Origin of the sequence: Streptomyces dangxiongensis (genome assembly GCF_003675325.1) — a bacterium.
GTDB lineage: Bacteria > Actinomycetota > Actinomycetes > Streptomycetales > Streptomycetaceae > Streptomyces > Streptomyces dangxiongensis.
Window position 1 is genome coordinate 2,810,317 of sequence record NZ_CP033073.1, and the last position, 26,910, is coordinate 2,837,226.

The 26,910-nt window shown below is 72.8% G+C and carries 28 protein-coding genes and 3 pseudogenes; 14 read left to right on the forward strand and 17 right to left on the reverse strand.

Features of this window, described 5'->3' with window-relative positions:
• Window positions 1-30: 30 nt before the first annotated feature.
• Window positions 31-927: an NYN domain-containing protein gene (locus D9753_RS12270; RefSeq protein ID WP_121787054.1), complete on the reverse strand. Its 897-nt coding sequence runs from the start codon at window positions 925-927 to the stop codon at window positions 31-33.
• A 217-nt stretch (window positions 928-1,144) separates the two neighbouring features.
• Here D9753_RS12270 and D9753_RS36515 point away from each other — a divergent pair, with 217 nt between their 5' ends.
• Window positions 1,145-1,297 (forward strand): hypothetical protein, encoded by a 153-nt coding sequence (locus D9753_RS36515; RefSeq protein WP_163010686.1) that lies wholly within the window; start codon window positions 1,145-1,147, stop codon window positions 1,295-1,297.
• A 76-nt stretch (window positions 1,298-1,373) separates the two neighbouring features.
• Here D9753_RS36515 and D9753_RS12275 read toward each other — a convergent pair whose 3' ends face one another.
• From D9753_RS12275 to D9753_RS12285, 3 genes are all read right to left on the reverse strand, one after another.
• Entirely contained in the window at window positions 1,374-1,979 is a 606-nt protein-coding gene (locus D9753_RS12275; protein ID WP_121787055.1) for a MarC family protein, read from the reverse strand.
• A gap of 70 nt (window positions 1,980-2,049) precedes the next feature.
• Window positions 2,050-2,907: a PHP domain-containing protein gene (locus tag D9753_RS12280; protein ID WP_121787056.1), complete on the reverse strand. Its 858-nt coding sequence runs from the start codon at window positions 2,905-2,907 to the stop codon at window positions 2,050-2,052.
• A gap of 240 nt (window positions 2,908-3,147) precedes the next feature.
• Window positions 3,148-3,789 (reverse strand): DUF6758 family protein, encoded by a 642-nt coding sequence (locus tag D9753_RS12285; protein WP_121787057.1) that lies wholly within the window; start codon window positions 3,787-3,789, stop codon window positions 3,148-3,150.
• A gap of 169 nt (window positions 3,790-3,958) precedes the next feature.
• Between D9753_RS12285 and D9753_RS12290 the strand changes: the two are divergent.
• Window positions 3,959-4,092: pseudogene (locus D9753_RS12290) on the forward strand (MFS transporter); the annotation flags it as partial.
• 79 nt (window positions 4,093-4,171) lie between these two features.
• Here the strand turns inward: D9753_RS12290 and D9753_RS12295 are convergent.
• Window positions 4,172-4,756, reverse strand: a complete 585-nt coding sequence (locus D9753_RS12295) for a suppressor of fused domain protein (RefSeq protein WP_121787058.1) — start codon at window positions 4,754-4,756, stop codon at window positions 4,172-4,174.
• A 489-nt stretch (window positions 4,757-5,245) separates the two neighbouring features.
• On the opposite strand from D9753_RS12295, the gene D9753_RS12300 reads away from it, so the two are divergent.
• Window positions 5,246-6,370, forward strand: a complete 1,125-nt coding sequence (locus tag D9753_RS12300) for a magnesium and cobalt transport protein CorA (RefSeq protein WP_121787059.1) — start codon at window positions 5,246-5,248, stop codon at window positions 6,368-6,370.
• Between the two features lie 33 nt (window positions 6,371-6,403).
• Window positions 6,404-6,919 (forward strand): hypothetical protein, encoded by a 516-nt coding sequence (locus D9753_RS12305; protein WP_121787060.1) that lies wholly within the window; start codon window positions 6,404-6,406, stop codon window positions 6,917-6,919.
• Between the two features lie 273 nt (window positions 6,920-7,192).
• On the opposite strand, the gene D9753_RS12310 is transcribed toward D9753_RS12305, so the two are convergent.
• A complete protein-coding gene (locus D9753_RS12310) occupies window positions 7,193-7,945 on the reverse strand; it encodes a hypothetical protein (protein ID WP_205614130.1) in 753 nt (250 codons plus the stop codon).
• A gap of 205 nt (window positions 7,946-8,150) precedes the next feature.
• Between D9753_RS12310 and D9753_RS12315 the strand changes: the two genes are divergently transcribed.
• The 3 genes from D9753_RS12315 to D9753_RS12325 are packed head-to-tail and all read left to right on the forward strand — an operon-like array spanning window position 8,151 to window position 11,212.
• Complete coding sequence (locus D9753_RS12315) at window positions 8,151-9,440, forward strand: magnesium transporter MgtE N-terminal domain-containing protein (protein WP_121787061.1); 1,290 nt, start codon at window positions 8,151-8,153, stop codon at window positions 9,438-9,440.
• Window positions 9,430-10,035, forward strand: a complete 606-nt coding sequence (locus D9753_RS12320) for a DUF1003 domain-containing protein (RefSeq protein WP_121787062.1) — start codon at window positions 9,430-9,432, stop codon at window positions 10,033-10,035. Before D9753_RS12315 ends, D9753_RS12320 begins: the two co-directional genes overlap by 11 nt.
• Window positions 10,036-10,078: 43 nt before the next feature.
• Window positions 10,079-11,212: an Mrp/NBP35 family ATP-binding protein gene (locus D9753_RS12325; RefSeq protein WP_121787063.1), complete on the forward strand. Its 1,134-nt coding sequence runs from the start codon at window positions 10,079-10,081 to the stop codon at window positions 11,210-11,212.
• A gap of 260 nt (window positions 11,213-11,472) precedes the next feature.
• Here the strand turns inward: D9753_RS12325 and D9753_RS12330 are convergent.
• From D9753_RS12330 to sigE, 4 genes and pseudogenes are all read right to left on the reverse strand, one after another.
• Window positions 11,473-12,139, reverse strand: a pseudogene (locus tag D9753_RS12330) (hypothetical protein).
• 241 nt (window positions 12,140-12,380) lie between these two features.
• Window positions 12,381-12,830 carry a sec-independent translocase gene (locus D9753_RS12335; RefSeq protein ID WP_121787064.1) on the reverse strand — a complete coding sequence of 150 codons (450 nt, stop codon included), beginning with the start codon at window positions 12,828-12,830 and terminating at the stop codon, window positions 12,381-12,383.
• A 121-nt stretch (window positions 12,831-12,951) separates the two neighbouring features.
• A complete protein-coding gene (locus D9753_RS12340; protein ID WP_163010687.1) occupies window positions 12,952-14,001 on the reverse strand; it encodes a zf-HC2 domain-containing protein in 1,050 nt (349 codons plus the stop codon).
• On the reverse strand, window positions 13,998-14,702 hold the full coding sequence (gene sigE, locus D9753_RS12345; protein WP_121787065.1) for an RNA polymerase sigma factor SigE: 705 nt from the start codon (window positions 14,700-14,702) through the stop codon (window positions 13,998-14,000). The genes D9753_RS12340 and sigE overlap by 4 nt, the downstream gene beginning before the upstream one ends.
• A gap of 235 nt (window positions 14,703-14,937) precedes the next feature.
• On the opposite strand from sigE, the gene D9753_RS12350 reads away from it, so the two are divergent.
• Window positions 14,938-15,633: an O-methyltransferase gene (locus D9753_RS12350; protein ID WP_121787066.1), complete on the forward strand. Its 696-nt coding sequence runs from the start codon at window positions 14,938-14,940 to the stop codon at window positions 15,631-15,633.
• Between the two features lie 148 nt (window positions 15,634-15,781).
• Here the strand turns inward: D9753_RS12350 and D9753_RS12355 are convergent, their stop codons facing one another.
• Complete coding sequence (locus D9753_RS12355; protein ID WP_018544333.1) at window positions 15,782-15,949, reverse strand: DUF3117 domain-containing protein; 168 nt, start codon at window positions 15,947-15,949, stop codon at window positions 15,782-15,784.
• A gap of 375 nt (window positions 15,950-16,324) precedes the next feature.
• On the opposite strand from D9753_RS12355, the gene chcB reads away from it, so the two are divergent.
• On the forward strand, window positions 16,325-17,128 hold the full coding sequence (chcB, locus tag D9753_RS12360; protein ID WP_121787067.1) for a 2-cyclohexenylcarbonyl CoA isomerase: 804 nt from the start codon (window positions 16,325-16,327) through the stop codon (window positions 17,126-17,128).
• 21 nt (window positions 17,129-17,149) lie between these two features.
• On the opposite strand, the gene D9753_RS12365 is transcribed toward chcB, so the two are convergent.
• On the reverse strand, window positions 17,150-17,737 hold the full coding sequence (locus tag D9753_RS12365; protein ID WP_121787068.1) for a DNA-3-methyladenine glycosylase I: 588 nt from the start codon (window positions 17,735-17,737) through the stop codon (window positions 17,150-17,152).
• A complete protein-coding gene (locus D9753_RS12370; RefSeq protein WP_121787069.1) occupies window positions 17,734-18,090 on the reverse strand; it encodes a DivIVA domain-containing protein in 357 nt (118 codons plus the stop codon). The genes D9753_RS12365 and D9753_RS12370 overlap by 4 nt, the downstream gene beginning before the upstream one ends.
• Before the next feature lie 137 nt (window positions 18,091-18,227).
• Between D9753_RS12370 and folP the strand changes: the two genes are divergently transcribed.
• A complete protein-coding gene (gene folP, locus D9753_RS12375; protein ID WP_121787070.1) occupies window positions 18,228-19,088 on the forward strand; it encodes a dihydropteroate synthase in 861 nt (286 codons plus the stop codon).
• A gap of 76 nt (window positions 19,089-19,164) precedes the next feature.
• On the opposite strand, the gene D9753_RS12380 is transcribed toward folP, so the two are convergent.
• Together D9753_RS12380 and dapE are read right to left on the reverse strand one after the other, a co-directional pair.
• Window positions 19,165-19,923, reverse strand: a complete 759-nt coding sequence (locus D9753_RS12380; RefSeq protein WP_121787071.1) for an LOG family protein — start codon at window positions 19,921-19,923, stop codon at window positions 19,165-19,167.
• Between the two features lie 93 nt (window positions 19,924-20,016).
• Window positions 20,017-21,096 carry a succinyl-diaminopimelate desuccinylase gene (gene dapE, locus D9753_RS12385; RefSeq protein WP_121787072.1) on the reverse strand — a complete coding sequence of 360 codons (1,080 nt, stop codon included), beginning with the start codon at window positions 21,094-21,096 and terminating at the stop codon, window positions 20,017-20,019.
• 95 nt (window positions 21,097-21,191) lie between these two features.
• Between dapE and D9753_RS12390 the strand changes: the two genes are divergently transcribed.
• Both D9753_RS12390 and D9753_RS12395 read left to right on the forward strand, forming a co-directional pair.
• Window positions 21,192-22,184 carry a heavy metal transporter gene (locus tag D9753_RS12390; protein ID WP_205614131.1) on the forward strand — a complete coding sequence of 331 codons (993 nt, stop codon included), beginning with the start codon at window positions 21,192-21,194 and terminating at the stop codon, window positions 22,182-22,184.
• Between the two features lie 287 nt (window positions 22,185-22,471).
• Window positions 22,472-22,915: pseudogene (locus D9753_RS12395) on the forward strand (ATP-binding protein); the annotation flags it as partial.
• Between the two features lie 197 nt (window positions 22,916-23,112).
• Here D9753_RS12395 and D9753_RS12400 read toward each other — a convergent pair.
• Both D9753_RS12400 and fdxA read right to left on the reverse strand, forming a co-directional pair.
• Window positions 23,113-24,210, reverse strand: coding sequence for a bifunctional succinyldiaminopimelate transaminase/glutamate-prephenate aminotransferase (locus tag D9753_RS12400; RefSeq protein ID WP_121787074.1), 1,098 nt, complete (start codon window positions 24,208-24,210; stop codon window positions 23,113-23,115).
• 151 nt (window positions 24,211-24,361) lie between these two features.
• The gene (gene fdxA, locus D9753_RS12405) at window positions 24,362-24,682 is read right to left on the reverse strand and encodes a ferredoxin (RefSeq protein WP_121787075.1); all 321 of its coding nucleotides are present in this window, start codon (window positions 24,680-24,682) and stop codon (window positions 24,362-24,364) included.
• Between the two features lie 140 nt (window positions 24,683-24,822).
• Between fdxA and D9753_RS12410 the strand changes: the two genes are divergently transcribed.
• Window positions 24,823-25,944, forward strand: coding sequence for a GNAT family N-acetyltransferase (locus D9753_RS12410; protein WP_121787076.1), 1,122 nt, complete (start codon window positions 24,823-24,825; stop codon window positions 25,942-25,944).
• A 79-nt stretch (window positions 25,945-26,023) separates the two neighbouring features.
• Window positions 26,024-26,890, forward strand: a complete 867-nt coding sequence (locus D9753_RS12415) for a transglutaminase family protein (RefSeq protein WP_121787077.1) — start codon at window positions 26,024-26,026, stop codon at window positions 26,888-26,890.
• The last annotated feature ends 20 nt before the right edge of the window (window positions 26,891-26,910 follow it).

The window sequence follows — 26,910 nt, forward strand, 5'->3', positions numbered from 1 at the left end:
GCGGACCGGCGGCGGTACGGCCGCGCGGGGTCAGTACTGTCCCTGGAGGTGGTCCCAGAACCCGTCCCGCAGGGCGCGGCGGAGGTCGGCCTGGCCGCGCAGGGAGTACTGGAGCAGTGCCTCGGCCTCGACCAGCAGGTCCTGGTCGACGGAGCCCGGCAGATAGGGATGGCCGGGGAACAGTTCGACCAGTGCCTCACGGCCCCGGGAGACGAGCCACTTCGCCGCGATCTGGGCGCCGACGAAGCGGACGTCCTCGCGGGTGGGGCGGGTGCCGGCGGTGGCGTCGTAGGCGGCGGCCGTGCGCCGGGAGACGTACGGCTTGAAGAACTCCAGGTCGAACGTGCGCTGGCTGTCGACCTCCCAGAGCAGCGGCTCGGCCTGGTTGCGTCCCTCGGGGGCCTCGATGCCCCACAGATGCACGCGGGCGCCGTAGCCCTGGGCCGCCTCGACCGCCGAGACCAGGTCCTCGTCGCCGCCGAGGAGGGCCGCGTCGCTGATGGCGCGGTGCCGCGCCAGTGACTCCAGGTCCGTGCGGATCAGGGAGTCGACGCCCTTCTGCTGGTTGTTGGCGTTGAGGTTGCCGAGCCGGACCTTGACGTCGGGCAGCTCGGCGATGGTCTGCTGTTCGGCGGTGTGGATGCGGCGGCGGGCGCCGTCGTACCAGTACACGCGCAGCAGCCGGCTGTCCGCGAAGATCGTGCGGGCCTTGTCGATGAGCGCGTCGATCAGGCCCTCGGCGTCCACGTCGAAGGCCCGGCGGTCCTCGGTCCCGGCGACCAGCCGGCCGGCGGCCGCGTACAGATAGCCGGCGTCCACGAAGATCGCGTGGGTGGAGGGCGTCTTCGCCACCTCGGCGAGCATGCGTTCCAGCAGCTCGTTCGTGCGGTTGATGTGGGCGCCGAGGGCCGCCAGGTCGTCGTTCATCGCCCCCATTGTCCCGGTGGTCACGCTGCGAACACAACTGGTCCCGGTCGGTCCCACGAGTGCCGCTTACCGGTCAGTAATTAGTTGTTCGAAGAATTTCTTTAGCGTAGGGAATGTTTGTTACACGCAGCATGTTGACTGAGCACGAGACCGGATACACATCCGGTGCTCTCGAGTAGTTCTCCGCAGGAGGATGACCAGACGAAGGGAGAAGCCCATGCGCTTCGAAATCAGGCGTCTCGACGAGGTTGACGGCACCACCGTGGACAGCACCGTCGTGGACGCCGCCTCCGTCAACCGGATCGTGCAGCAGGCCGCCGCCATCGGACAGCGCCTGTGGATCCGTCCGGCCGACACCCAGGCCTCGTAACGCGCACGCCGGCGTTCGCCAGGGTTCACGGGTGTTCGCCACTCAAGCTTTCCGGGGGAGCTGAGCCGACGACGGCTCAGCTCCCCCGGATCACCTGAGTGACCCCGTTGATGATCTGCTGCACGGCGATCGCGGACAGCATCATGCCGGCGAGCCGCGTCACGAGGACGACACCGCCGTCCTTGATGACCCGGATGATCAGCAGCGAGTAGCGCATCACCAGCCACAGCACGAAGTGGATCGCGAGGATCGCGGACCACACCGAGATCTGCGTGGTCACACTGCCGGCCTTCTGCACGGCCAGGATCACGGACACGATGGCACCGGGCCCCGCCAGCAGCGGCATGCCCAGCGGTACGAGCGCGACGTTCACGTCCTTGGTCTGCTTCGGCTCGTCGGTCTTGCCGGTGAGCAGGTCCAGCGCGATCAGCAGGAGCAGCAGTCCGCCCGCGATCATCAGTGCCGGGACGGAGACGTGCAGGTAGTCCAGGATCTGATGGCCGAGGACGCCGAAGACGGCGATGACCCCGCCCGCCACGCAGACGGCCTGGAAGGCCATCCGCTTCTGCACCTTGGCCGGCCGGCCGGCGGTCAGGGCGAGGAAGATCGGGGTGATCCCGGGGGGATCCATGATGACGAAAAGGGTCAGGAACAGGGAGCCGAAGACGGCGACGTCGAACATGGGGGAAGTACAGGCCTTGCGGGAAGAGGGAGTACGGGCGTGAGGTGGTGCGGGCGGGCCCTTGGGGCCGTCAGGCTCCGCCGGTGCCCGGCACCGGGAAGGCGCCCGTCGCCCGCCGCGTGATCTCCCCGTACACCTCGGGGTCGGTCGTGTACGCGCCGAGCGTCACGGTCTTGCGGCTGCCGTGGTAGTCCGAGGAGCCCGTGACCAGCAGTCCGAGGTCCTTGGCGAGGTCCCGCAGCCGGGTCCGGGCGTCCTGGTCGTGGTCCATGTGGTCGACCTCGACGCCGTCCAGACCGGCCTCGGCCAGCTCCGCGATGCGGGCCTCCGGCACGGTACGGCCGCGCTTGGCGGCGGCGGGGTGCGCGAACACGCAGACTCCGCCCGCGGCCTTGACCAGTTGGATCGCCTCGAACGGGTCGGTCTCGTGCTTCGCCACGAACGCCCGTCCGCCGTCGGCCAGCCATTCTTCGGTGAACGCGTCGCTCACCGTCGGCACGACTCCCAGCTCGACCAGTGCGGACGCCACGTGCGGACGGCCCACCGAGCCGCCGGCGGCGATCCGCTCGACCTGTTCCCAGGTGACCGGCACGCCCAGCGCGTTCAGCTTGGCGACCATGCCCTGGGCCCGCGGCACCCGGTCGTCCCGGACCAGTTCGCGCTCGGCGAGCAGGGCGGGCTCCTCGGGGTCGAAGAGGTAGGCCAGCAGGTGCATCGAGACGCCGTCGATCCGGCAGGACAGCTCGGCGCCGGTGACCAGGGTGAGCCCCTCGGGCAGCGCGGCGATCGCCTCGCCGTACCCACGGGTGGTGTCGTGATCGGTCAGTGCGACGACGTCCAGTCCGGCCGCGGCGGCGGCCCGCACCAGCTCGGCCGGCGTGTCCGTACCGTCGGAGGCCGTGGAGTGACAGTGCAGATCGATGCGCACGACGACTCCAGGCGGGTGACGGAAGGGAACGGGACGCCTAAGGATAGCCGGGTTTCCGGACCTGCCTGTCACACCCGCAGGCCCCCAGCGCCCCCTACGCCGCCCTCCTGAGGGACACCACGCCAACTCCCCGAGGGGCGCGGAGAACCGCGCGACCGGCCCACCACGGCCCGCAGTCGCCCCACGGACGGAGATCCCTCACCGTGGACCCGCAGCCGCCCTCGAACGGAGACCGGGCCGCTACGGCCGGAGCAAGCGCGGCGACAACGCCCCGCACGGCACCAGGTCGATCTCCGCGCCCGCGTCCCGCAGATCGGTCAGCACCAGCTCGTCGTACATGAGCAGACCCGACTGCTCCGGCCACATCACCGCCCACAGCCACATGCCGAGCGCCTCGCCGGCGAAGACGGCACGATCGTCGGGGGTGCGGAAGACGTGCCAGAGGGGGGTGGGGCGGCCCGCTGCCAGGACCTTGGCCTGTGGCGGCTTCTCCACGTTCATGTACGACCCCGGGTCCGGGCCGTCGATGCCGGCGTAGCGCGCGCCGAGGCCGACACCGAGTTCCTCGGCGATCAGGATCATCTCGCCCGGCCCGCCGAGCGGACCGGGACCCGAGCAGGCCACGGCGGTCGCACGGCCGCCGCTGCGGTCGTCCCCGGCATACGTGACGCCGGTGAACAGCCATCCGACCGGCAGCGGCCACGGCATCCAGACCGGCACCTGCGTGCGGTGCACGACGACGTTGAGCGCCTCGACGCTGGGCGGGATCACGGGCTGTAGCGGATGGACCGTGCCGTGCACGGAGCACTGCCACGAATCGGCGAAGAGGCCGGGAGCCCTGACCCGGCCACCACACCTCGGGCAACTGGGTTCGCCCCTCATAGGGCTCCACGGTCCTACCCCTGCCCGCCCGCGTCAAGGACGATCACCCGTCCGGGCGGAAGAGCCGGCCGCGGACCGGCCGGAAGCTTATAGATGTAATTTGCATTAATTAGCCGCCCTAACTTACCGCGTGCATATACCAACCATCTGCCGAGGACGGGAGAAGCACATGGACCCCTTCGACGCGGGAGCCGGTGACCTCCTGCGGCAGCCCAAGGCGGTGTGGGCATCGGCCTCGTCGACCCGATCCTGCCCTCCATCGCGCAGGGCCTGCACGCCACCGCCGGCCAGGTGTCCCTGCTCCGCCGCCGAGGACGGCGTCGCCGTCTTCGCCGACCGACCGGATCCCGCCCTCGCGCCGGCGGGACCGGCGCGCGCGGCGTCAGTCGAGCGGGACGGACCGGCGGGCGGGATCCCTCAGGTCCGTCCCGTGCGCGAGCCAGCGTTCCTGGAGGGCCTGGGCGCCGTGCACCCGCTTCCAGGCGGCCTCGTTCGGGGTCATCGGCAGCAGCGGCAGGAACCGTACGGGATCCATCGGGGCATCCAGCTCCAGGTCCTCGACCAGCCCGCCGGACTCGCCCACCAGCACCGAGGTGAAGGGGGCGCCGGGCCACAGCGGCCCGCCCACGTCCAGCGAGGCACCCGGCGCCACCACCAGACCCTCCACCTGGGGGGAGGCGGCCAGCACGGCGAGCGGGCGGAGCGCCTTGTCGGTGTCGGCGCGGCCCGCGCGGACGGACAGGACCAGTTCGGCGCGGGGCCCCGCGACCGGGTCGGCGAGCATCGCCGTGGGATCGGTCATGGGGTGTGCGGACATGCCACAGGTGGCGTACCGGACGACGTCCCCCTCGTGGAAGCGGAGCACCTCGATGCGGTCGGTGCCGAGGAAGGTGACCGCGGCCCGGGCGTCCGGCTCGCCCAGCGCGCTGCTCAACCGGGCCTCGACCAAGGGGAGAACATCAGCCATGCGCCGAGCATAGAACTCGTCAGCCGCGGGCAAAGCGGCGCCTTGACAGTACGGGCGGCTGGTACTCTGAGCCGGTGGTTCGGGGCAGCACGCCGTCAGGGGTGCCCCAGGCCCTCCAGGCGCCGGCGGACTCGCTGTCGAGTCCCGGCGCCGTTGAGACTCCCTTACGAGGGACCGGCCGGAGGAGGTGGGGCTGTCATGGATCGAAGTCGACCGTGCAGTACCACTCGCTCTTCCGGCTGCTGATCTGAATTACCGGCTGGCCGTCGCCTTCCCTTTCGCGTCGTCGTTCGGAAGAGCACTTCGTCTCGCTTTGCCTGATCTGTCTGACCTGAATCAGTTCTGCATCAGTAGCGAAGCCGCCACCGCGACGGTGCGGTGCTCCCCGCTTTGTGGACGTGCCAAACATCCGCAGTCAGGACGTCCCCATTCCGGGCAGTTCCACCCGTCGCCGCGCGCTTTCGCTCCCGCCCGCGAAGGAGCCCGCCCATGTCGATGATCCGCGACCTGCGCGCCGTGGTCCGCCCGTCGTCCCGTGTCTCGCTGCGCAAGGACGCGAGCACCTCGTACGACACCACACGCGACCCGGGCACGCCCTCGGCCGTCGTCGACTGCGCGGTCTACCGCGACGGCGCCCGGGTGCCGACCCCCACGCCGCTGACCCCGCACGAGGCGATGCGGCTGGTGCGCCGTGACGGCGGCTTCGTCTGGATCGGTCTGCACGAGCCGACCGAGGCCGAATTCGCCGGTATCGCGGGCGAGTTCGGGCTGCACCCGCTGGCCGTCGAGGACGCCGTGCAGGCCCACCAGCGGCCCAAGCTCGAGCGGTACGACGACTCGCTGTTCACCGTCTTCAAGACCATCCACTACGTCGAGCACGACCGGCTCACCGCCAACAGCGAGGTCGTCGAGACCGGTGAGGTCATGTGCTTCACCGGCCGGGACTTCTTCATCACCGTCCGGCACGGCGGCCAGGGCTCCCTGCGGGCCCTGCGGCACCGGCTCCAGGACGACCCGGAGCTGCTCGCCAAGGGCCCGTCGGCCGTGCTGCACGCCATCGCCGACCATGTCGTGGACGGTTACATCGCCGTCGCCGACGCGGTGCAGGACGACATCGACGAGGTCGAGACCGAGGTCTTCTCACCGGGTCGCAAGGGCGGCGTCTCCCGCGGTGTGGACTCGGCGCGGATCTACCAACTCAAGCGCGAGGTGCTGGAGTTCAAGCGTGCGGTGGCACCACTGCTGCGGCCGATGCAACTGCTGAGCGAGCGGCCCATGCGGCTGATCGACCCCGACATCCAGAAGTACTTCCGGGACGTCGCCGACCACCTGGCCCGGGTGCAGGAGCAGGTCATGGGCTTCGACGAACTCCTCAACTCCATCCTCCAGGCCAACCTCGCCCAGGCGTCCGTCGCGCAGAACGAGGACATGCGCAAGATCACCGCGTGGGCGGCCATCATCGCCGTACCGACGATGGTCTGCGGCGTCTACGGCATGAACTTCGACCACATGCCCGAGCTGCACTGGAAGTACGGGTACCCGGCGATCATGGGAGTCACGGTCGTCCTGTGTCTGGGCATCCACCGCACGCTGAAGCGCAACGGCTGGCTGTGAGCGGGCCTGGGCGGCCTGGATAGGCTGGGGCGCATGACTAGTGAGCTGCTCGACCGGGCCCTCATCGAGGAGGCCGCGAAGAAGTCCGGCCTCGTCTGGGTCAGGGGCGCCGGTGCGCCGGCCGCGCGTGCGCTGTGGCACGTGTGGCACGAGGGCGCCGTGTGCCTGGTCGGCGACGGGCCCGGTGAGCAGCCGCTGGAGGCGCTGGCCGACGGGGGCTCCGCCGAGGTGACCGTGCGCAGCAAGGACAAGGGCGGCCGGCTGGTGACGTTCCCGGTGACCGTGACCGAGCTGGCGTCCGGGTCCCCGGAGTGGGAGGCGGCCGTCGCCGAGCTGAAGGGCAAGCGGCTCAACGCCTCCGACGGCGAGCGGATGCCGGCCCGCTGGGCCCGTGAATGCCGGGTGCTGCGTCTGGCGCCGGCGGGGGCCGGGCAGCCGTTGCCCTCCGGCAGTCTGGCGGAACGTCCGGTCCCGACGCCGGCGACGACCCGCAGACCGGTCCCGGCGGCCCTGCCGAAGCTGCTGCTCAAGCGGCGGAAGAGGAAGTGAGGCGCGGGCGACGGCCCGTGCGCACCGCGAACCGCGTCCGGGACCGCGGGACCGCTCGGCCGGCGCCGCGTGCGGGGCCTTCGGCCGGACCGGGCCGGGTCCGGTCGCCGCGCTCGCGATCCCGCGAGGATCCGGACGGCCGGTCCCGGGTGCGCTGCTGCCCGGTCCGGGCCGCCCGGGTGGGACGGCCGGCCGCCGGGCGCCGCAGGGCGTCGGTGGTCACCGGTGCCGCGGGGCCCCGCCCGGACCGGCCATGAGTCCGCCTCCGGCCGCTCAGGACGCCGGTAGCTGCTTGCCGTAGTCCACCGTGTCCGACGCGGACGGCTTCGTGAGGGCGAAGTTCTCGCCCCAGTCGGAGAAGCGGAGTGTGCCCGCGCCGCCGGCGCGGACCAGGCGCAGCGGGTACGGCGTGCCCTGGAGGGACACGTCGAGCGTGCCGCCGGAGCCCTTGTCGCCGGTGATGCGGATCGTGGGGGTGCCCGCCTGGTCGTGGTGGCCTTCCGTCGCCAGCGTGCCGTGCAGCGTCAGCAGACCGTCGAGGAGGACGTCCTTGTCCGTGAAGCCGCTGAACTTCCTGTACGCGGGGTCCCCCTGCGGCACCTTCACGTACTTGCCGTCGAGCTTGCCGACCGCGCCGTCGCCGCCACCGTCGCCGTCGGCGTGGTCCCAGAAGTCCGGGCCGGCCTTCAGATACAGCTCCTGCCCGATGCGCAGCAGCCTGAAGGCCGCCCCCTGCGAGGTCACCGAGCCGGTCCCGCCGCCGGCCTTGAGCCGCATGTCCAGCCGGTACGTACGGCCGCTGGTCACCACGGTCCCCGACAGCCGTACCGCCGCCGCACCCTCCGCCGCCGCCCGCGTCCTGGACTGGATCTTGCCGGCGGGCAGCTTGCCCACCCCGTTGGTCCCCGCGTCCGGATCGTCGCCGCCGCCGCACCCTGCCAGCACCATCGCCCCTGTCAGGGCCAGCGCGCAGGTCACGGTCACCAGCGCGGTGCGGCGGGTACGGCCCCGGGGAATCGCAGTCACAGGTGGAGCTGCCTTTCTGACGGTTCCTGAGCGGCGTACCGCAGCGTACCGGTGCCCCGTCCACCCCATGGAGCCGGACCGTCCGGACCGCCCACCAGGGCGTATCCGACCGGTAGGAGCTAGCCTGAAGCGCACCCGAGCGGGTAGATCCGAGCAGATCACACACCCAGCAATCCCTCCTGTCCCAGGCAAAGGAAGCAGAGCCATGGCAGCCGGCGCCCCCCGGATCTTCGTCTCGCACATCGCCGGGGTCCCCGTCTTCGATCCGGCAGGCGACCAGGTGGGCCGCGTCCGCGACCTGGTCGTCATGCTGCGTGTGGGCAGACGGCCCCCGCGCGTCCTCGGGCTGGTCGTCGAGCTGTCCACCCGGCGCCGGATCTTCCTGCCCATGACCCGGATCACCGGCATCGAGTCCGGCCAGGTCATCACCACCGGCGTGCTCAACGTCCGCCGTTTCGAGCAGCGGCCCACCGAGCGGCTGGTCTTCGGCGAACTGCTGGACCGGCGCGTGACCCTGGTGGAGACCGGTGAGGAGGTCAGCGTCCTCGACGTGTCCGTGCAGCAGTTGCCCGCCCGCCGGGACTGGGAGGTCGACCGGGTCTTCCTGCGCAAGGGACGCAAGGCCGGGGCGTTCCGGCGGGCCAAGGGCGAGACGCTGACCGCCGAGTGGTCGGCCGTCACCGGGTTCTCCCTGGAGGAGCACGGGCAGGGCGCCGAGAGCCTGCTCGCCACCTTCGAGCAGTTGCGCCCCGCCGACCTCGCCAACGTCCTGCACCACCTCTCCGCCAAGCGGCGCGCCGAGGTCGCCGCCGCCCTGGACGACGACCGGCTCGCGGACGTCCTGGAGGAGCTGCCCGAGGATGACCAGATCGAGATCCTCGGCAAGCTGAAGGAGGAGCGCGCGGCGGACGTGCTGGAGGCGATGGACCCCGACGACGCGGCCGACCTGCTCTCGGAGCTGCCCGAGGAGGACAAGGAGCGGCTGCTGAGCCTGATGAAGCCCGCCGACGCGGCCGACGTGCGGCGCCTGATGTCGTACGAGGAGCACACGGCCGGCGGTCTGATGACCACCGAACCGATCGTGCTGCGCCCGGACGCCACCGTCGCCGACGCGCTCGCCCGGGTCCGCAACCCGGACCTGTCCCCCGCCCTCGCCGCCCAGGTCTACGTCTGCCGCCCGCCGGACGAGACCCCGACCGGCAAGTACCTGGGCACGGTGCACTTCCAGCGGCTGCTGCGCGACCCCCCGTACACGCTGGTCAGCTCGCTGGTCGACGACGACCTCCAGCCGCTGGCCCCGGGCGCCGCGCTGCCGGTCATCGCCGGGTTCTTCGCCACGTACGACATGGTGGCGGCGCCCGTCGTCGACGAGTCCGGGTCGCTGCTCGGCGCGGTGACCGTGGACGACGTACTGGACCACATGCTGCCCGACGACTGGCGGGAGACGGAGTTCCACCTGGACGAGGGAAAGGAGGCGCCCACGCATGGCTCCTGAGCGCGAGACCGGGACCCGGGAGCGTCATCCGGCGGGCGCCACGGCCGCCGGCCGGCCCCGCGGTGCCCGGCTGGACCAGCCCCGCACGCCGCGCCACCGGATGCTGCCCGAGTGGGACCCGGAGGCCTTCGGCCGGCTGTCGGAGCGGATCGCCCGGTTCCTGGGCACGGGACGCTTCATCGTCTGGATGACGATCGTCATCATCGCCTGGGTGGTGTGGAACATCGCCGCGCCCGCCCATCTGCGGTTCGACAACTACCCGTTCATCTTCCTGACGCTGATGCTGTCGCTCCAGGCGTCCTACGCGGCCCCGCTGATCCTGCTGGCGCAGAACCGGCAGGACGACCGCGACCGGGTCAACCTGGAGCAGGACCGCAAGCAGAACGAGCGGTCCATCGCCGATACCGAGTACCTGACCCGGGAGGTGGCCGCGCTGCGCATGGGCCTCGGCGAGGTCGCCACCCGTGACTGGATCCGCTCGGAGCTTCAGGACGTGGTGAAGGAGCTGGAGGAGCGCAGACGCCACGACGGTCACGTCGTATTCCCGGCAGAGCGGGCGGAACGGTCACCGGGACGTGACGCAGACGACCGCTGAGGGGCTACCCGCGGGCCCCTCGGCGCGCCGTACCATCGTCCTTATGGCTACGGAAGACGCGGTGCGCGAGGCACTGGCGACGGTGAACGACCCCGAGATCAACCGCCCGATCACCGAACTGGGGATGGTCAAGTCGGTGGAGATCGGCGCGGACGGAGCGGTCGCGGTCACCGTGTACCTGACCGTGTCCGGCTGCCCGATGCGCGAGACCATCACGCAGCGCGTCACCGACGCGGTCTCGCGGGTCGAGGGCGTCACCCGTGTCGACGTCACCCTCGACGTGATGAGCGACGAGCAGCGCAAGGAGCTTGCGAACGCCCTGCGCGGCGGCCAGACCGAGCGCGAGGTGCCCTTCGCCAAGCCGGGCAGCCTCACCCGGGTCTACGCGGTCGCCTCCGGCAAGGGTGGCGTCGGCAAGTCCTCCGTGACGGTCAACCTGGCCGCGGCGATGGCGGCCGACGGCCTCAAGGTGGGCGTGGTCGACGCCGACATCTACGGCCACAGCGTGCCGCGCATGCTGGGCGCCGACGGTCGTCCCACCCAGGTCGAGAACATGATCATGCCGCCGTCCGCGCACGGCGTGAAGGTCATCTCGATCGGCATGTTCACCCCGGGCAACGCCCCCGTCGTCTGGCGCGGCCCGATGCTGCACCGCGCGCTCCAGCAGTTCCTCGCGGACGTCTACTGGGGCGATCTCGACGTGCTCCTGCTCGACCTCCCGCCGGGCACCGGTGACATCGCGATCTCGGTGGCCCAGCTCGTCCCGAACGCCGAGATCCTGGTGGTGACGACCCCGCAGCAGGCGGCGGCCGAGGTGGCCGAGCGCGCGGGCTCCATCGCCGTGCAGACCCACCAGAAGATCGTCGGCGTGGTCGAGAACATGTCCGGCCTGCCCTGCCCGCACTGCGGCGAGATGGTCGACGTCTTCGGCACGGGCGGCGGCCAGCGGGTCGCCGACGGCCTCACCCGGACGACGGGTACGACCGTCCCGGTCCTCGGCAGCATCCCGATCGACGTCCGCCTCCGCGAGGGCGGCGACGAGGGCAAGCCGGTGGTCCTGACCGACCCGGCCTCCCCGGCGGGCAGCGCGCTGCGGGCCATCGCCGGGAAGCTGGGCGGCAGGCAGCGGGGGCTGTCGGGTCTGTCCCTGGGGATCACACCGAAGAACAAGTTCTGACGACCCCAGGAGGGCGCCGGGCTCCCTCGGGAGGGCGCCGCGCTCCTCGTCGGACGACGTCCCTTCGGCGGGCGGCGTCCCACCGACGGGCGGCCGGCTCCTCGACGGGCGGCGTCCCACCGACGGGCGGCCGACTCCCTCGCCGGACGGCAGTCCCTCGGCGGCGGGTGGCGGCGAGTCGCCCGCCGCATCGTCAAGTGCCCTGACCCGCACGTGTCCTGTGGTGCAGGGGGGCGCCGGTTGCGGTCGGCGCCCCTTCGTCATGCGTAGGCGCCGATGTCCTTCACCACGGCGAACCCGAGCCCGTACGCGCTCATCCCCCGCCCGTACGCGCCCAGATGCACGCCCGCCCCGGTCGTGCCGGCCAGCACCCAGCCGAACTCCGACTCCCGGTAACAGAACGAGGCCGCGACCCCGTCCACCGGCAGGGAGAGTCTGGACCACTCCGGTCCGTCGAGGTCGTCGGCCAGAGCCCACGCGGTCTCGGTCTGCTGGTCCAGCCAGTCGTCCCGCAGGCTGTGGTCCATCTGCCCGGGCCAGGTGAAGGACAGCAGCCCCACCCCGGGCCAGCCACGCCGCCGAGGACACCGACGTCGCCTCCAGCAGCCCCGTACCGTCGGCGCTGCGCCGGGACGGCTGCGCGGCGACGGTCACCACGACCGCGAACTTCTCCCGCGGTTCACCGGCGGAACCGGAATCACCGCGCACGGACGGCTCGTCACCGTGCCCGATCGAACCGTGCTCGACGGCGCCGTCGGCCGCCGCGCCGACCTGCATCAGCCAGCGCGGCCCCGTGAACGCCTCGTCGAGGCCGTACCACGGGAAGGGCGCCCGCAGGTAACCGTCGACCGTACGCCGGGCGGAGGGGAGCTGCTGTCCACCCTCCGCGGCCGGCGGCTGCGCGCCCACCCGACTCGTCGTCTCCATCTGCCCGGACGCCTCCTCGCTCTCGTCGGACCGGGGTCGCCCGCCCCCCTTCGGGCGTACGTGTCCGGTCCGCACAACAACTCGGCAGCATATCCACACCGCTGAGAGCGGCAGGGCAGGCGCCGGCTGCGTGGGTCACGCGAACGGCCTGTTCAGGCCGAGTGAGACGGGTGTGCGTTATGAAACGCGTCACGTGCGCGGGATGCGCCCGCATGCGCGTGTCGGCGTGGGGCGGCGGTCGTCAGGTGGCGTCCGCGTCGAAGACCGGGCGTTCGTCCCCGCCGGGCGCCTCGGGCTTCTTGGTCATGTCGATGCGCCCACCGGACGAGGAGGCCGATGAGGACGACGACGCGGCGGACGACTCGCCGTCGCGGCCGTTGACCGCGTCCGTGACCTCGGCCATCTCCTTCTTCAGGTCGAAGCCGTTGCGGATCTCCTTCAGCCCCAGGTCCTCGTTGTCCAGTTGCTTGCGGAGGTAGGTCTTGGGGTTGAGGTCCTCGAACTCGAAGTCCTTGAATTCGGGGCCCAGTTCCTGGCGGATGTCGTGCTTGGCGCTCTCCGAGAACTCGCGGATCTTCCGGATCGTGCGCGTCACGTCCTGGATCACCTTCGGGAGCTTGTCCGGACCGAAGACGAGCACGGCGAGCACGATGATCGTCACCAGCTCGAGTGGTCCTATGCCATTGAACACCTGACGCTCCTTGCGAGTCCTCGGTCGCTCAACGGTACCCGGCGTTCCTGTCCGACCGGTACCGCTTCGAGGTGAGACTTCCGTCAGTTCCGTGCCGGCGCCGCCGGGGCGCGGAGGCCGGTCAGGGCGACGGGTGGGGCCCGACGGGGGAGGCGGAGGACGTGGTGGGGGCCGCGGGGGTGGCGTCGGTGTCGGCGGTGGACAGCAGACCGGAGCCGGTGGCCGCGAGGGGTGCGGTCCGGTCGACGAGCGGGAGGCCGGGGAAGGCCGTGGTCCGGTCCAGCGGGCGTATCAGCGGGGACACTGCGGCCACGCCGGCCAGCACCGGCGCCGTCAGGTCGCCCGCCGTGCCGGTCCGGGCCTGCGCCGCGCCGGCGGACGGCAGTCCGGGCAGCAGCGGAGCGGACAGGGAGGTCGGGGCCGCCGGGGCCGGAGCGAGCAGGGCACCGCCCTGGGCGAGCAGCGGTCCGACCGGGCGGCGGCGCTGGCTGTCCGGCGTGGCCTCGCCCGCACCCGCACCGGCGCTCGCCGGACGGGCCGGGGTCACGTTGCTGCCGGTGCCGGGGCCGCCGCGGGCGTCCGTGGCCAGGTCGCCGGGGATGGCGGTGGTCACGCCGCCGAGGGCGACGGCGGCCAGCGACACGGCGCCGGCGGCGGCGAACGCGAACCGCAGGCCGCGCGAGGCCGGGCGGCCGTCGTCGGGGCGGCCGACGGGATGGATGCGGAAGCCGCGGTCCCCGGGTGCTCCGGCACGGTCCTCGGGGGTGGGTGGCCAGCCGTGGGCGCCGGCGGGGACGTATCCGAACGGGAGGTGTCCGCCGCGCCTCACGCCGAAGGCGCCGCCGGTGGTGGCGTCGCGGCTTCCGCCGAGGAGTCCGCCCCGGGGGGACGGCGTGCCGCCGTCGTCCGGGTCACCTCCCCCGGGGAGGCCCTGGAGACGGGCCAGGAAGCTCGCCGAGGGCGGGGGCGGGGCCGCCTCCGCGAACACGTTCTTCAGGGCGCGCTGGGCGTCCGCCTCCGCCTTGCAGCGGGCGCAGGTGGCCAGGTGGGCGAGGACCCGTTCACGCGTCTCATGACCCAGCTCGCCGTCCACCAGGGCGGAGAGCCGGTCTCCCAGGTGCTGCTCTGCGAGGTGCGGCTCCTCGACAGGTTTCGGCCGAGATCCACTCACGCGGTCGCGCCCCCTCCTCCCAGAGCGGGGACCCGGGCCCGGAAGGAGCGCCGCTCGGCCGCGCGGGCCTCCGGGGAGCGGTGCGCCAGGGCCTTGCGGAGCTGGGACCGGCCGCGGTGGATACGGGAGCGGACCGTGCCGAGCTTGACGCCCAGGGTGGCGGCGATCTCCTCGTAGGACAGCCCCTCGATGTCGCACAGGACGACGGCGGCCCGGAACTCGGGTGCGAGGGTGTCCAGGGCCTGCTGGACGTCGGCGTCGAAGTGGGCGTCGTTGAAGAGCTGCTGCGGGTTGGGCTCGCGGCTGGCCAGGCGCTCGGCCGCGTCCTCGCCGAGGGCGTCGAAGCGGATGCGCTGCTTGCGCCGCACCATGTCGAGGAACAGGTTCGTGGTGATGCGGTGCAGCCAGCCCTCGAAGGTGCCCGGCGAGTACGTCGACAGGGAGCGGAAGACGCGGACGAAGACCTCCTGGGTGAGGTCCTCGGCGTCGTGCTGATTGCCCGTCAGACGGTATGCCAGCCGGTAGACGCGGCCGCTGTGGGTGCTGACGATCTCGTCCCACGTGGGCGGGGTCCACGCCTGCCCGTCCGCGTCGGTGGCGAAGGTCGCGGTCTGGGTCCCGCCCGCAGAGGCGGCGGGGCTGTCAGCGGTGTCGGTCACGGGTCTCGGCCTGCCCGCCGACCCGAGGAAGCGCCGCAGCACTCCGCCCCGGTCCCCGGGTGTGGCCGCACCTCCCCTGTCGGCTCTGGTGGTGTCCAGTGGAGCCCCTACCATAGCCACCTCGCCCGTTAGCTCCGGATAAGCGGTTTTACGAGAATTTGATACACGCTGATACGGCTCATACTGCTGCGTCAGCAGTTGCTGGGCCTCCTGTGCCACCTCTGCCCCCCGTCGTTTCCCCGACCACCGGTCCCTCCCTGTAAACGCCCGGTCCCATCTGCGGGTTCCCGACGCCAACGGATACAGTCACGCCCAGGCAACCAGGGGACAGGAGAGGGTCATTACCGGCAACCGGCAGACGAGCTGGGCGTTCGCCGACGCCTTTGTCGCCGAGGACGAAGCGCTGCGCTGGGCCCGTGACCGGGCCCGCGAGGCAGGGCTGCGCTCGGTGTCGCCCGGCACGGGCGCCGCGCTCGGACTGCTCGCCGCCTCCGTGGACGCCAAGGCGGTCGCGGAGATCGGCACGGGCTGCGGGGTGTCCGGGCTGCACCTGCTGCACGGGATGCGGCCGGACGGGGTGCTCACCACGGTGGACCCGGAGCCGGAGCACCAGCAGTTCGCGCGGCAGGCCTTCCGCATCTGCGGCTTCGCCAGCAACCGGGCCCGCTTCATCCCCGGGCCCGCCCTGGACGTCCTGCCGCGTCTCGCGGACGCCGGCTACGACCTCGTCTTCTGCGACGGGGACCGGCTGGAGTACCTGGACTACCTCGCTGAATCGTTGCGTCTGCTGCGCCCCGGCGGTCTGGTGGTCTTCGAGGGCGTCTTCGCCAACGGCCGTACCGTCGACTCGGGGCCGCAGCCGACCGAGGTGCTGCGGCTGCGGGAGCTGCTGCGCGCGGTGCGGGAGAGCCCGGAGCTGATCCCCTCGCTGCTGCCGGTGGGCGACGGGCTGCTCTGCGCCGTCAAGCGGTGAGCGGCGCGGCCCGGCGCTCCGGGCCTCCCGCGGCGGGCGCCGCCGCAGCCGCCCCACACGGTGGATCCGCAGGCGGGAACCCCGGAACGCGGCTGCCCCGACACCGCGTACGATGCCGGGGCAGCCGGAAGGACTGATCGCTGGGACCTCAGACGACGACCTTCTTGAGGGCGTCGCCAAGCGCCTCGGCCTCGTCAGGGGTCAGCTCGACGACGAGTCGACCGCCGCCTTCGAGCGGAACGCGCATGACGATGCCCCGCCCCTCCTTGGTCACCTCGAGCGGGCCATCACCCGTCCGCGGCTTCATGGCCGCCATGCTCGTTCCCCTTCCTGAAACCAGCTCATCGTCTGCCGGCACCTCCCGGAGGGAGGCACCCGCCGTCCGGAACGGACACGCGACACCGGCATCGAACACATTGCTTCCAGGCCATTATCCCGCATCGCAGGACCCGATGACCAACATCGGTCGGCATCGCTTGGGCAACGCGCGCGAGCAAAACCACTCAATTCGGCGATGTGACTGCGATACTGCGCCACCGCACGGACCTCCACCGGCCGCCTCCACCGTGGTTTTCTTTGACGCAGGTCACACGTCCGGTCCGGCTCCCGGGTGGCGATCTCCGTCATGCTGTCCTCAGACGTGGGCGTACTGAGCGGTACGTCACCAGCCGCGACACCGGAGGGGACCCCCATGGCCGACACCGTGCTCTACGAGGTGAGCGACGGACTCGCGACGATCACGCTGAACCGCCCGGAGGCGATGAACGCGCTGAACATCGCGACGAAGACCGCCCTCAGGGAGGCGGCGGAATCCGCGGCCTCGGACACGGCCGTACGGGCGATCCTGCTGACCGCCGCCGGGGACCGGGCGTTCTGCGTGGGCCAGGACCTCAAGGAGCACATCGGGCTGCTGGCCGGCGACCGGGAGACCGGGGCGGGGCAGACGATGAGCACGGTCAGGGAGCACTACAACCCGATCGTGCGGGCCCTGGCCGGGGCGCCGAAGCCGGTGGTCGCGGCGGTGAACGGCGTCGCCGCCGGCGCCGGGTTCGGTTTCGCGCTCGCCGCGGACCACCGGGTGGTGGCCGACACGGCCGCGTTCAACACGTCGTTCGCCGGCGTGGCGCTGACCGCCGACTCCGGGATCTCCTGGACCCTGCCCCGGGTGATCGGCCCGAGCCGCGCCGCCGACCTGCTGCTCTTCCCGCGCAGCATCAGCGCCCAGGAGGCGCTGGAGCTGGGCATCGCCAACCGGGTCGTCCCCGCCGCCGAGCTGCGCGCCGAGGCGGAGCGGACGGCGCGGGCGCTGGCCGCGGGACCGACGGTGGCGTACGCGGCGATCAAGGAGGCGGTGGCGTACGGGCTGACGCACTCGCTGACCGAGACGCTGGAGAAGGAGGACGAGCTGCAGACCCGGGCCGGGCGCTCCGAGGACCACAGCATCGCCGTGCAGGCGTTCGTGGACAAGGAGCGCCCGAAGTACCTGGGCCGGTAGCGGGAGGCGGTCCCGCGCCCCTCAGCGGGCGCTCCTGGCCACGCATGTCTCCAGGTGGTCGTCGACCAGGCCGCACGCCTGCATCAGGGCGTACGCCGTCGTCGGGCCGACGAACCGCAGGCCGCGCTTCTTCAGGGCCTTGGACAGGGCCGTGGACTCTGGGGTGATCGCGGGGACGTCGGCGAGGGTCCTCGGGGCCGGGCGGTCCGCCGGGTCCGGGGCGTGGGACCAGACGAGGTCGTCCAGCTCGCCCTCCGGCCAGTCGGCGAGGACGCGCGCGTTGGCGAGGGTCGCGTCGACCTTGGCGCGGTTGCGGATGATGCCGGGGTCGGCCAGCAGCCGCGCGCGGTCCTCGTCGGTGAAGGCGGCGACCTTCTCGATGTGGAAGCCGGCGAAGGCCGCGCGGAAGCCCGGGCGGCGGCGCAGGATCGTGATCCAGGACAGGCCCGACTGGAAGGCCTCCAGGCTGATCCGCTCGAAGAGGGCGTCGTCGCCGTGGACCGGGCGGCCCCACTCCTCGTCGTGGTACGACACGTAGTCCTCGGTGGACAGGGCCCAGGGGCAGCGCAGCGCGCCGTCCGGCCCGGCCAGGGCGGCTCCGGCGGTCATCGCTGCTCGTTCCCCTCGTCGCTCTTGTCGGTGCGGGCGTGCGCGGCGGCGGCTCTCGCGCCGGCCAGCGCGGACTCCAGGTCGGCGATGCGGGCGTCCCGCTCGGCCAGTTCGGCGGCGAGACGGCCGAGCGCGTCGTCGACGTCCGCCATGCGGTAGCCGCGCGGGGTGACCGGGAAGCGCAGGGTCTCCACGTCCGCGCGGCGCACCGGGCGGTCCGCGGGCAGCGGGTCCCGCAGCCGTTCCGGCGCCGCCTCGGGCAGCGGGCCGCTCTCTCCGCCGCCCACCACGGCCAGGGACACCGCGGCGACCACGACGGCCAGCGCGACGACCAGGAACAAGAACATCACCATCGCGAGGGGTCCCCACGCTCGTTACCGGACGCTGTGCCGGAAGCTGAATGTGTCAGGGTCCGATCGTGCCATGCGCGTCCGGCGGTTAGGGTCGCAGGCGGCCGTACTGCGGGACGTACTAGGAGAGGGCACAGCGGATGCTCAGGCTGGGCAGGCGGGAATTCGGACCGCACGAGCCGGTGATCATGGCGATCGTGAACCGGACACCGGATTCCTTCTACGACCGGGGAGCGACCTTCCGCGACGAACCGGCCCTCGCGCGCGTGGAGCAGGCGGTGGCCGAGGGCGCCGCGATCATCGACATCGGCGGGGTCAAGGCGGGGCCCGGCGAGGAGGTCACGGCCGAGGAGGAGGCGCGGCGCACGGTCGGTTTCGTCGGGGAGGTACGGCGCCGTTTCCCGGACGTGGTCATCAGCGTCGACACCTGGCGGGCCGAGGTCGGCGAGGCGGTGTGCGAGGCGGGCGCGGATCTGCTGAACGACGCGTGGGGCGGGGTCGACCCGGACCTCGCGCGGGTCGCGGCGCGGTACGGGGCCGGGCTGGTGTGCACGCACGCGGGCGGGGCGGAGCCGCGGACGCGTCCGCACCGGGTGACCTATGACGACGTCGTGGCCGACATCCTGAGGGTGACGCTGGGGCTGGCCGAGCGGGCGGTGGCGCTGGGGGTGCCGCGGGAGTCCGTGCTGATCGATCCCGGGCACGACTTCGGCAAGAACACGCGGCACAGTCTGGAGGCGACGCGGCGGTTGGACGAGATGGTCGCCACGGGGTGGCCGGTGCTGGTGTCGCTGTCCAACAAGGACTTCGTCGGGGAGTCCCTGGACCGGCCGGTGAAGGAACGTCTGATCGGCACGCTGGCGACGACCGCGGTGTCCGCGTGGCTCGGGGCGCGGGTGTACCGGGTCCACGAGGTCGCCGAGACCCGTCAGGTACTGGACATGGTGGCGTCCATCGCCGGCCACCGGCCTCCCGCGGTGGCCCGCCGCGGCCTGGCCTAGGGCCGGGGACGCCGCGCCGCCCGGCCCCGCCGGGGAGGGCGGGGGCCGGGGCGGGGCGCCGGACGGAGTTCCGCGCTCAGCGGCCCGCCTCCTTCGAGACGAGGGCCACCGCTTCCTCCACGTCGTCCGTCACGTGGAACAGCATCAGGTCCTTCTCCGCGGCCTTGCCCTGGGCGACCAGGGTGTTGTTCAGCCAGTCGAGCAGGCCGCCCCAGTACGCGCTGCCGAAGAGGACGATCGGGAAGCGGGTGACCTTCTGGGTCTGGACGAGGGTGAGGGCCTCGAAGAGTTCGTCGAGGGTGCCGAGGCCGCCGGGGAGGACCACGAAGCCCTGCGCGTACTTCACGAACATCATCTTGCGGACGAAGAAGTAGCGGAAGTTCAGGCCGATGTCGACGTAGGGGTTCAGCCCCTGCTCGAAGGGCAGTTCGATGCCGAGGCCGACCGAGACGCCACCCGCCTCGCACGCGCCCTTGTTGGCGGCCTCCATCGCCCCCGGGCCGCCTCCGGTGATCACCGCCCAGCCGGCCTCCACCAGGCCCCTGCCGAGGCGCACCCCGGCGTCGTACTCCGGCGAGTCCACCGGCGTACGGGCGGAGCCGAAGACGCTGATGGCGGGCGGCAGTTCGGCCAGCGTGCCGAAGCCCTCGATGAACTCCGACTGGATGCGCAGCACCCGCCAGGGGTCGGTGTGCACCCAGTCCGTCGGAGCGCGCTCGTCCAGCAGGCGCTGGTCGGTCGTGCTGGCCGTCACCTGTCCGCGCCGGCGGAGGACCGGTCCGAGCCGCTGCTCGTCCGGCGGCACCTTCTTCCCCTCGGGGTTACCGGTAGGCATGTGGGCTCCCTCCGCTTGCGGGTAGTTCGGTCCCAGCGTAGATCCACACCGGTTACGGCGGGGGGACATGCGTATGTCCGGCACGCGTGCCCGCTACGCGGTGAGCCAGTTCCGCAGCCGTTCCTCACCCGCGAGGATCTTGGCCGTCTCGACCCGCTCGTCCCGCTTGTGCGCCAAGTGGGGGTTTCCGGGGCCGTAGTTGACCGCCGGGATGCCGAGCGCGGAGAAGCGGGAGACATCGGTCCAGCCGTACTTGGGCTTCGGGGTGCCGCCCACCGCCTCGATGAAGGCCGCCGCGGCCGGGTGGGAGAGGCCGGGCAGCGCGGCGCCGCTGTGGTCGTCCACCACGAACTCCTCGACACCGCAGTCCGCGAACACCTCGCGGACGTGGGCGATCGCCTCCTCCTCGGTGCGGTCGGGGGCGTAGCGGAAGTTGACGGTCACCACGCACTCGTCGGGGATGACGTTGCCGGCCACTCCCCCGCCGATCCCCACGGCGTTCAGGCCCTCGCGGTACTCCAGGCCGTCGATCACCGGCCGGCGGGGCTCGTAGGACGCCAGCCGGGCCAGGATCGGGGCCGCCGCGTGGATGGCGTTGGAGCCCATCCAGCCGCGCGCGGAGTGCGCCCGCTCGCCCCGGGTCCTCAAGCGCACCCGCAGCGTGCCCTGGCAGCCGCCCTCGACCTCCCCGTCGGAGGGCTCCAGCAGGACCGCGAAGTCGCCCTCCAGCCACTCGGGTCGGGCCTCGGCGACGTGCTTGAGGCCGTTGAGGTCGGCGGCGACCTCCTCGTTGTCGTAGAAGACGAAGGTCAGGTCGCGGTTGGGGGCGGGGACGGTGGCCGCGATGCGGAGCTGGACCGCCACGCCCGACTTCATGTCGCAGGTGCCGCAGCCCCACAGCACGCCGTCCTCGTCGAGCCGCGAGGGCACGTTGCCGGCGATCGGGACGGTGTCGATGTGGCCGGCCAGGACGACTCGCTCGGCCCGGCCCAGGTCCGTACGGGCGATCACGTTGTTGCCGTGGCGGTCGACCGTCAGGTGCGGCAGCGCGCGCAGGGCGGCCTCGATCGCGTCCGCGAGCGGCTTCTCGGTGCCGCTCTCCGAGGGGAGGTCCACGAGCCGCGCGGTGAGCGCGGCGGCGTCCAGCGTGAGGTCAAGCGAGGTGTCGGCCATGGCGACGACCCTAGCGCGCCGGCCGCGGGGGCCGGACGGACCGCGCGGTGCGGACCACCGGTCGGGCCGGTCGCGGGCTCCAGTACCTTGTACGCGTGTCAGAGCCGTCCCCCTCCCGTCCCCAGCGTCGCGGCCGCCTCCTGCGTGTCGTGGCGGCCCTGTCGGTCCTGTGCGGTGTCGTCGCGTACCTCGTCGTGCAGTACGTCACCGGAGGCGGCGGGGCGCGCGGCTGCGAGGTGGTCCCGGCCGCGGGTGACGGGGCGTCGTACGAGTTCACGCCGGAGCAGGCGGTGAACGCGGCGACGATCGCGGCCGTCGGCACCGGGCGCGGGATGCCCGAGCGGGCCGTGACGATCGCGCTGGCGACCGCCCTCCAGGAGTCGGGGCTGCGGAACATCGGGCACGGTGACCGGGATTCGCTGGGCCTGTTCCAGCAGCGGCCCTCGCAGGGCTGGGGGACCGAGCGGCAGATCATGGACCCGGCGTACGCGGCGGGCATCTTCTACGCGCACCTGGCGAAGGTGCCGGGCTACGCCGGCCTGCCGCTGACGGTGGCCGCGCAGCGGGTGCAGCGCAGCGGCTACCCGGAGGCGTACGCCAAGCACGAGCCGGACGCCGCGCTGCTGGCGGCGGCCCTGACCGGGCGGGCGGCGGCCACGCTGACCTGTGACGGGCGCCCGGAGCGCACGGCCTCGGCGACCGGGCCCGACGCGGTACGGGCGGCGCTGGTACGGGACTTCGGGCGGGACGCGCTCCAGGAGACCGGGGCGGAGGTGGGCGGGACACCCGTGCCGTCGCCGTCCCCCTCGCCGAGCGTGACGGCGAGCGCGCACGGGCGGACGGTGACCGTTCCGGTGCCGCAGGGCGCGAAGCGGGACGCGGGCGGGCGCGGCGAGCTGGCGCGGGGCTGGCAACTGGCGCAGTGGGCGGTCGCCAACTCCTCGGCGCTGCACATCCGGCGGGTGTCGTACGCGGGGCGGGTGTGGACCGCGGGGAGCGGCGGCGACGGGTGGGGCAGGGCCCGTTCGGACGGGGTCGGCGGCGCGGAGCGGTCCGTGGGGGCCGTGCGGATCGAGACCGGACAGTAGTACGGCGGGTCACTCCGGCGGGTTGTGCGGCGCCGGGCCGCCCGGTGGGCCGACCAGGGGGTGTGCGTGGCCGGGGAGCCCTTGGGACGCAAGGGGCGGAAGGATTCTGCGGGCCGCGCGACCCACGCTGTTTGCCCGTTTTTATCCACACCTGATAATGCGATGCGTTATCCATTCTTTACCCGGGCCGTCCGCAACCTTCGCGGCCCTCAAGCGGTAGTCACGGCGTCCGGACCCGGGCACATCCGTCCCGGACACACCGTTTTCCTCCCGTCGAATGGAGCATCATGTCCCTCCCCCTGACCCGCCGGATCGCCCGTGCCGCGCTGCTCGTCGCAGCGGGAGCGGCTGCCGGGGTCGGTGCGGCCGGCTCCGCCGGTGCGGCCACGGACCTGCCGGCCACCCCGCACCTGGGCGGCCTGACCGCCCTGGACGGGGCGCACGTCGGCAAGACCGTCGACAGTGCCGCACAGGGCACCACCTCGCTCGTGGGCCGGACCGACACAAAGGCCGCCGGGCAGGCGGTGCCGGCCGCGGGCCTGACCGGCGGCGGTGCCGTGACGAAGGCGGCGCCCGCGGTGCAGCAGGCCGCGGGGGACGTGACCGGGAGCGCGGGCGGTGTCCTCGGGAACGCCGCGGCCGGCGCGACGAAGGGCGGGCTGCCGGCGGACTCGCTCGCCAAGGGCGGCATGCCGACGTCGTCCCTCACCCAGGGCGGGCTGCCGACCGGGTCCCTCGCCAAGGGCGGGCTGCCGACCTCGTCCCTCGCCAAGGGCGGGCTGCCGACCTCGTCCCTGCCGGCGTCGGCCCTGCCGGCCAAGGGCCTGCCGCTCGGCTGAGCGGTCCCGCTCCGGCACCGAAGGGGTCCAGGGTTCCTCCTGGGCCCCTTCGGTCCGTGCGGTGGCCGGGAAGGGCGTGGCCGCGGCGGCTATGCCGTCAGGCGGGCCACCGCCGCCCGGACGCGTTCGTCCGTCGCCGTCAGGGCCACGCGGACGAAGTTCTCGCCCGCCGTGCCGTAGAAGTCGCCCGGGGCCACCAGGATGCCCAGGTCGGCCAGGTGGGACACCGTGGTCCAGCAGGACTCGTCCCGGGTGGCCCAGAGGTAGAGGCTCGCCTCGCTGTGTTCGATGCGGAAGCCGTGGGACAGCAGGGCCGCCCGGAGGACCTCGCGGCGGGCCGCGTAGCGCTCGCGCTGCTCCTGGACGTGGGCGTCGTCACCGAGGGCGGCCACGACCGCCGCCTGCGTCGGCGCGGAGGTCATCAGGCCGCCGTGCTTGCGGATCTCCAGCAGCGGGCCGAGCACGGCCGGGTCGCCGGCGACGAACGCCGCCCGGTAGCCGGCGAGGTTGGAGCGCTTGGACAGGGAGTGGACGGCGAGGATGCCGTCGTAGGAGCCGCCGTTGACGTCGGGGTGCAGCACCGAGACCGGGTCGGCCTCCCAGCCCAGTTCCAGGTAGCACTCGTCCGCGACCAGCAGGACACCGTGCTCGCGGGCCCAGGCGACGATCCGGGTCAGCTCCTGCCGGGGGATGACCTTGCCGGTCGGGTTGGACGGGGAGTTGAGCCACAGCAGCCGCAGCCGCGACGGGTCCAGCTCGGTGGGGTCGTCGTAGACCTCGTGGTCCGCGCGGGCCAGGCGGGCGCCGACCTCGTAGGTCGGGTAGGCCAGGCGCGGGTGGGCGACCGTGTCGCCGGGGCCGAGCCCGAGCTGGGTGGGCAGCCAGGCGACCAGTTCCTTGGAGCCGACGACCGGCAGCACATGGCGGTGGGTGAGGTCACGGGCGCCCAGGCGGCGCTCCAGCCAGCCGGTGATCGCGTCGCGCAGCGCGGGGGTGCCCCAGACCGTCGGATAGCCCGGGGAGTCGGCCGCGTCGACGAGGGCCTTGCGGATCAGCTCGGGGACCGGGTCGACGGGGGTGCCGACGGAGAGGTCGACGATGCCGTCCGGATGGGCCGCGGCCGTCTGCTTGTACGGGGCCAGCCGGTCCCACGGGAAGGCGGGGAGGCGGTCGGTGACTGCGGACACGATGGGTGGCTCACTTTCGTCGGGGCGGCCGAACGCCTCGGTCCCGTGCGGCGGCGATCGGGACGATCGGGGCCGTACGGGACCGAGGCGGCGCCGGAGGTCTCCCCGGTCCGGGCGGGGGCCGGGGGACGGCCGCTAGGCGCTCAGACGGTCACTCGCCCTGCGGCGGCAGCGCGGCGACGAAGGGGTGGTCGCGCTCGATCAGCCCCAGCTTGCTGGCACCGCCCGGCGAGCCCAGGTCGTCGAAGAACTCGACGTTCGCCTTGTAGTAGTCCTTCCACTCCTCCGGAGTGTCGTCCTCGTAGAAGATCGCCTCGACCGGGCAGACCGGCTCACAGGCACCACAGTCGACGCATTCGTCCGGGTGGATGTACAAGGACCGTTGGCCCTCGTAGATGCAGTCGACCGGGCACTCCTCGATGCACGCCTTGTCCTTGACGTCGACACAAGGCTGCGCGATGACGTAGGTCACGCTGTCGTTCCTCCTCGATAGGGCGCCGGCGGGCCTCCTCAGGCTCCGCCGCCTGGCGCGCGGGAGCGCGGCGTCGTCGATGCCCGCCCCTAGTATCTCCGTTCCGGAGCATGATCCGAACAGGAGGGGTGAACTGACCAGTGGAAATCTCGGCGAGTGGACGCCTCGAAGTCCGTATCACCCCAGATGACGTGGGAAAACGAGTTTCCGTCAGGCGCCTGGGCGAGCCCGGTGCGGCGCCTGAGAAGTTCACCGACACGGTCGGTGTTCTCACATCATGGGACAATGGCGTGCTCATGATCACACGGCGCGACGGGGAACGGGTCCGAATCCCGCAATCCGCGCTGGTGGCCGGGAAGGTCGTACCGGCCGCACCGGCGCGCCGCCGGGGACCCGCCGCCTCCTACCGGGAGCTGGCGCACGTCGCCGCGCGCGCGTGGCGGCCGGTGGAGAGCGAGCGGCTCGGCGAGTGGGAGCTGCGGGCGGCGGTCGACGACGTGCCGCGCGGACCGGGCCGGCCGGGCCCGGCGCCCGGTCCGCGGACCGGCTTCACCCGGCGGGCCAACAGCGTGCTGCCGCTCGGCGACCCCGGCCTCCCGCTCGACGCCGCCCTGGACGCCGTACGACGCTGGTACGGCGAGCGCGGCCTGCCCGCCTACGTGCAGACCGCGACCGGCGCCGAAGGCACGCAGGAGCTGCTCGGCGCGGAGCTGGAGCGGCGCGGCTGGACGCGGGAGGTCACCGCCGAGCTGTGGACCGCCGCCCTGGCGCCGGTCGCGGACCGGGCCGGGGGCGCGGATGTGGCGCTGTCCCGGACGGTGGACGAGGCGTGGCTCGCGCGGTACCGGCGCACGGGGGTGGGCGAGGTGGCCCTCCGGGTGCTCGGGTCGAGGTCCCCCCGCACGAGCGGAGCCGAGAGTGAGGGAGGGCCGTCGGTGTGGTTCGCGTCCGTGCCGGGTACGACGGCCGGTGAGCCTTTGGCGGCGATCGGGCGGTGTGCCGTGGACGGGCGGTGGGCCGGGTTCGCGGCGGTCGAGGTGGACCCCGGCCGGCGGCGGCAGGGGCTGGCCACCGAGGTGATGGCCGCGCTGGCCCGGCGCGCGCTGGACGAGGGCGCGTCGGCGGCCTGGCTCCAGGTCGAGACGGACAACGAGGCCGCGCGGGCGCTGTACGCCGCGCTCGGCTTCACCCCGCACCACGCGTACCACCACTACCGCGCGCCGTCCGAGCCGGAGACGCCCTCCGGTCCCGGACGGCCGTAGAACCGCCGTGGAAGGACGGTCGTGGAACTGCCGTGGGACGACGGTCGTAGAACCGCCGTGGGAAGGGCATGAGCCTGCCATGCATCACCCGTATCTGCCGCCCCCGTATCCCCCGCCGCCGGAACGCTCCGCCGCACTGCGGCAGCGGTTCGCCGAGGAGGCACGGTCCGAGCGGCCGGACCTGTCCGCCCTGTGCCTGCTGATCGGCGCGGAGGCGGACGGCTCGCTGGACGAGGCCGGCATCGACGCCGCGCAGGCGGAACTGGACCGGCTGGCGGGCGAGCTGCCGTACCGGCCGGGCGGCCCGCGGGCGTGGGCGGAGGCCGTGCGGCGGCTGCTCGGTGCCCGTTACGGGTTCCGTGGCACGCCCGGCGACTACCAGCGGCTGGAGTCCTCCCTGCTGCACGAGGTGCTGCGGCGGCGGCGCGGGCTGCCGATCCTGCTGTCGGTGGTGTGGCTGGAGGTCGCGCGCCGGGCCGGGGCCCCGGTGTACGGCGTCGCGCTGCCGGGGCACTTCGTGGTCGGGTTCGGGGCGGCGGGGGAACAGGTGCTGGCCGATCCGTTCGACGAGGGCCGGGTGCTGACCGGGGCGGACGCGGAGCTGCTGGTGGCGGGCGCCGCGGGGGCGTCGCTGCAACCGTCCATGCTGGAACCGGCCGCGCCCCTGGAGGTCGTCCAGCGCATCCTGAACAACATCCGGGCGTGGGCGGCGGCCCGGCCGGAACGCTCGGACGTCGCCCTGCGGGCCGTGGAACTGGGGCTGCTCATCCCCGCGCATCCGGCGCGGCTGCGCTACGAACGCGGCCAGCTCCTGGTACAGCGCGGTCAGTTCACCGCGGGCGCGGATGAACTGGACACGTACGCCGGTCTGATCGAGGTGGTCGACGAGCCGGCCGCCGAGAAGGTGCGGCAGGAGGCACGCATCGCGCGGTCCAAGCTCAACTGAGGCCTGCCCGCGCCGCCGTC

Coding starts and splice junctions, on each gene's coding strand:
- D9753_RS36515 (WP_163010686.1), top strand. CDS start 1,145: ATGCGCTTCGAAATCAGGCGTCTCGACGAGGTTGACGGCACCACCGTG.
- D9753_RS12325 (WP_121787063.1), top strand. CDS start 10,079: ATGGCTACGGAAGACGCGGTGCGCGAGGCACTGGCGACGGTGAACGAC.
- D9753_RS12315 (WP_121787061.1), top strand. CDS start 8,151: ATGGCAGCCGGCGCCCCCCGGATCTTCGTCTCGCACATCGCCGGGGTC.
- D9753_RS12365 (WP_121787068.1), bottom strand. CDS start 17,737: ATGACCGCCGGAGCCGCCCTGGCCGGGCCGGACGGCGCGCTGCGCTGC.
- D9753_RS12275 (WP_121787055.1), bottom strand. CDS start 1,979: ATGTTCGACGTCGCCGTCTTCGGCTCCCTGTTCCTGACCCTTTTCGTC.
- D9753_RS12295 (WP_121787058.1), bottom strand. CDS start 4,756: ATGGCTGATGTTCTCCCCTTGGTCGAGGCCCGGTTGAGCAGCGCGCTG.
- D9753_RS12285 (WP_121787057.1), bottom strand. CDS start 3,789: ATGAGGGGCGAACCCAGTTGCCCGAGGTGTGGTGGCCGGGTCAGGGCT.
- dapE (WP_121787072.1), bottom strand. CDS start 21,096: ATGGCCGACACCTCGCTTGACCTCACGCTGGACGCCGCCGCGCTCACC.
- D9753_RS12300 (WP_121787059.1), top strand. CDS start 5,246: ATGTCGATGATCCGCGACCTGCGCGCCGTGGTCCGCCCGTCGTCCCGT.
- D9753_RS12270 (WP_121787054.1), bottom strand. CDS start 927: ATGAACGACGACCTGGCGGCCCTCGGCGCCCACATCAACCGCACGAAC.
- D9753_RS12355 (WP_018544333.1), bottom strand. CDS start 15,949: ATGGCGGCCATGAAGCCGCGGACGGGTGATGGCCCGCTCGAGGTGACC.
- D9753_RS12305 (WP_121787060.1), top strand. CDS start 6,404: ATGACTAGTGAGCTGCTCGACCGGGCCCTCATCGAGGAGGCCGCGAAG.
- D9753_RS12320 (WP_121787062.1), top strand. CDS start 9,430: ATGGCTCCTGAGCGCGAGACCGGGACCCGGGAGCGTCATCCGGCGGGC.
- folP (WP_121787070.1), top strand. CDS start 18,228: ATGCTCAGGCTGGGCAGGCGGGAATTCGGACCGCACGAGCCGGTGATC.
- D9753_RS12415 (WP_121787077.1), top strand. CDS start 26,024: ATGCATCACCCGTATCTGCCGCCCCCGTATCCCCCGCCGCCGGAACGC.
- D9753_RS12370 (WP_121787069.1), bottom strand. CDS start 18,090: ATGGTGATGTTCTTGTTCCTGGTCGTCGCGCTGGCCGTCGTGGTCGCC.
- D9753_RS12380 (WP_121787071.1), bottom strand. CDS start 19,923: ATGCCTACCGGTAACCCCGAGGGGAAGAAGGTGCCGCCGGACGAGCAG.
- chcB (WP_121787067.1), top strand. CDS start 16,325: ATGGCCGACACCGTGCTCTACGAGGTGAGCGACGGACTCGCGACGATC.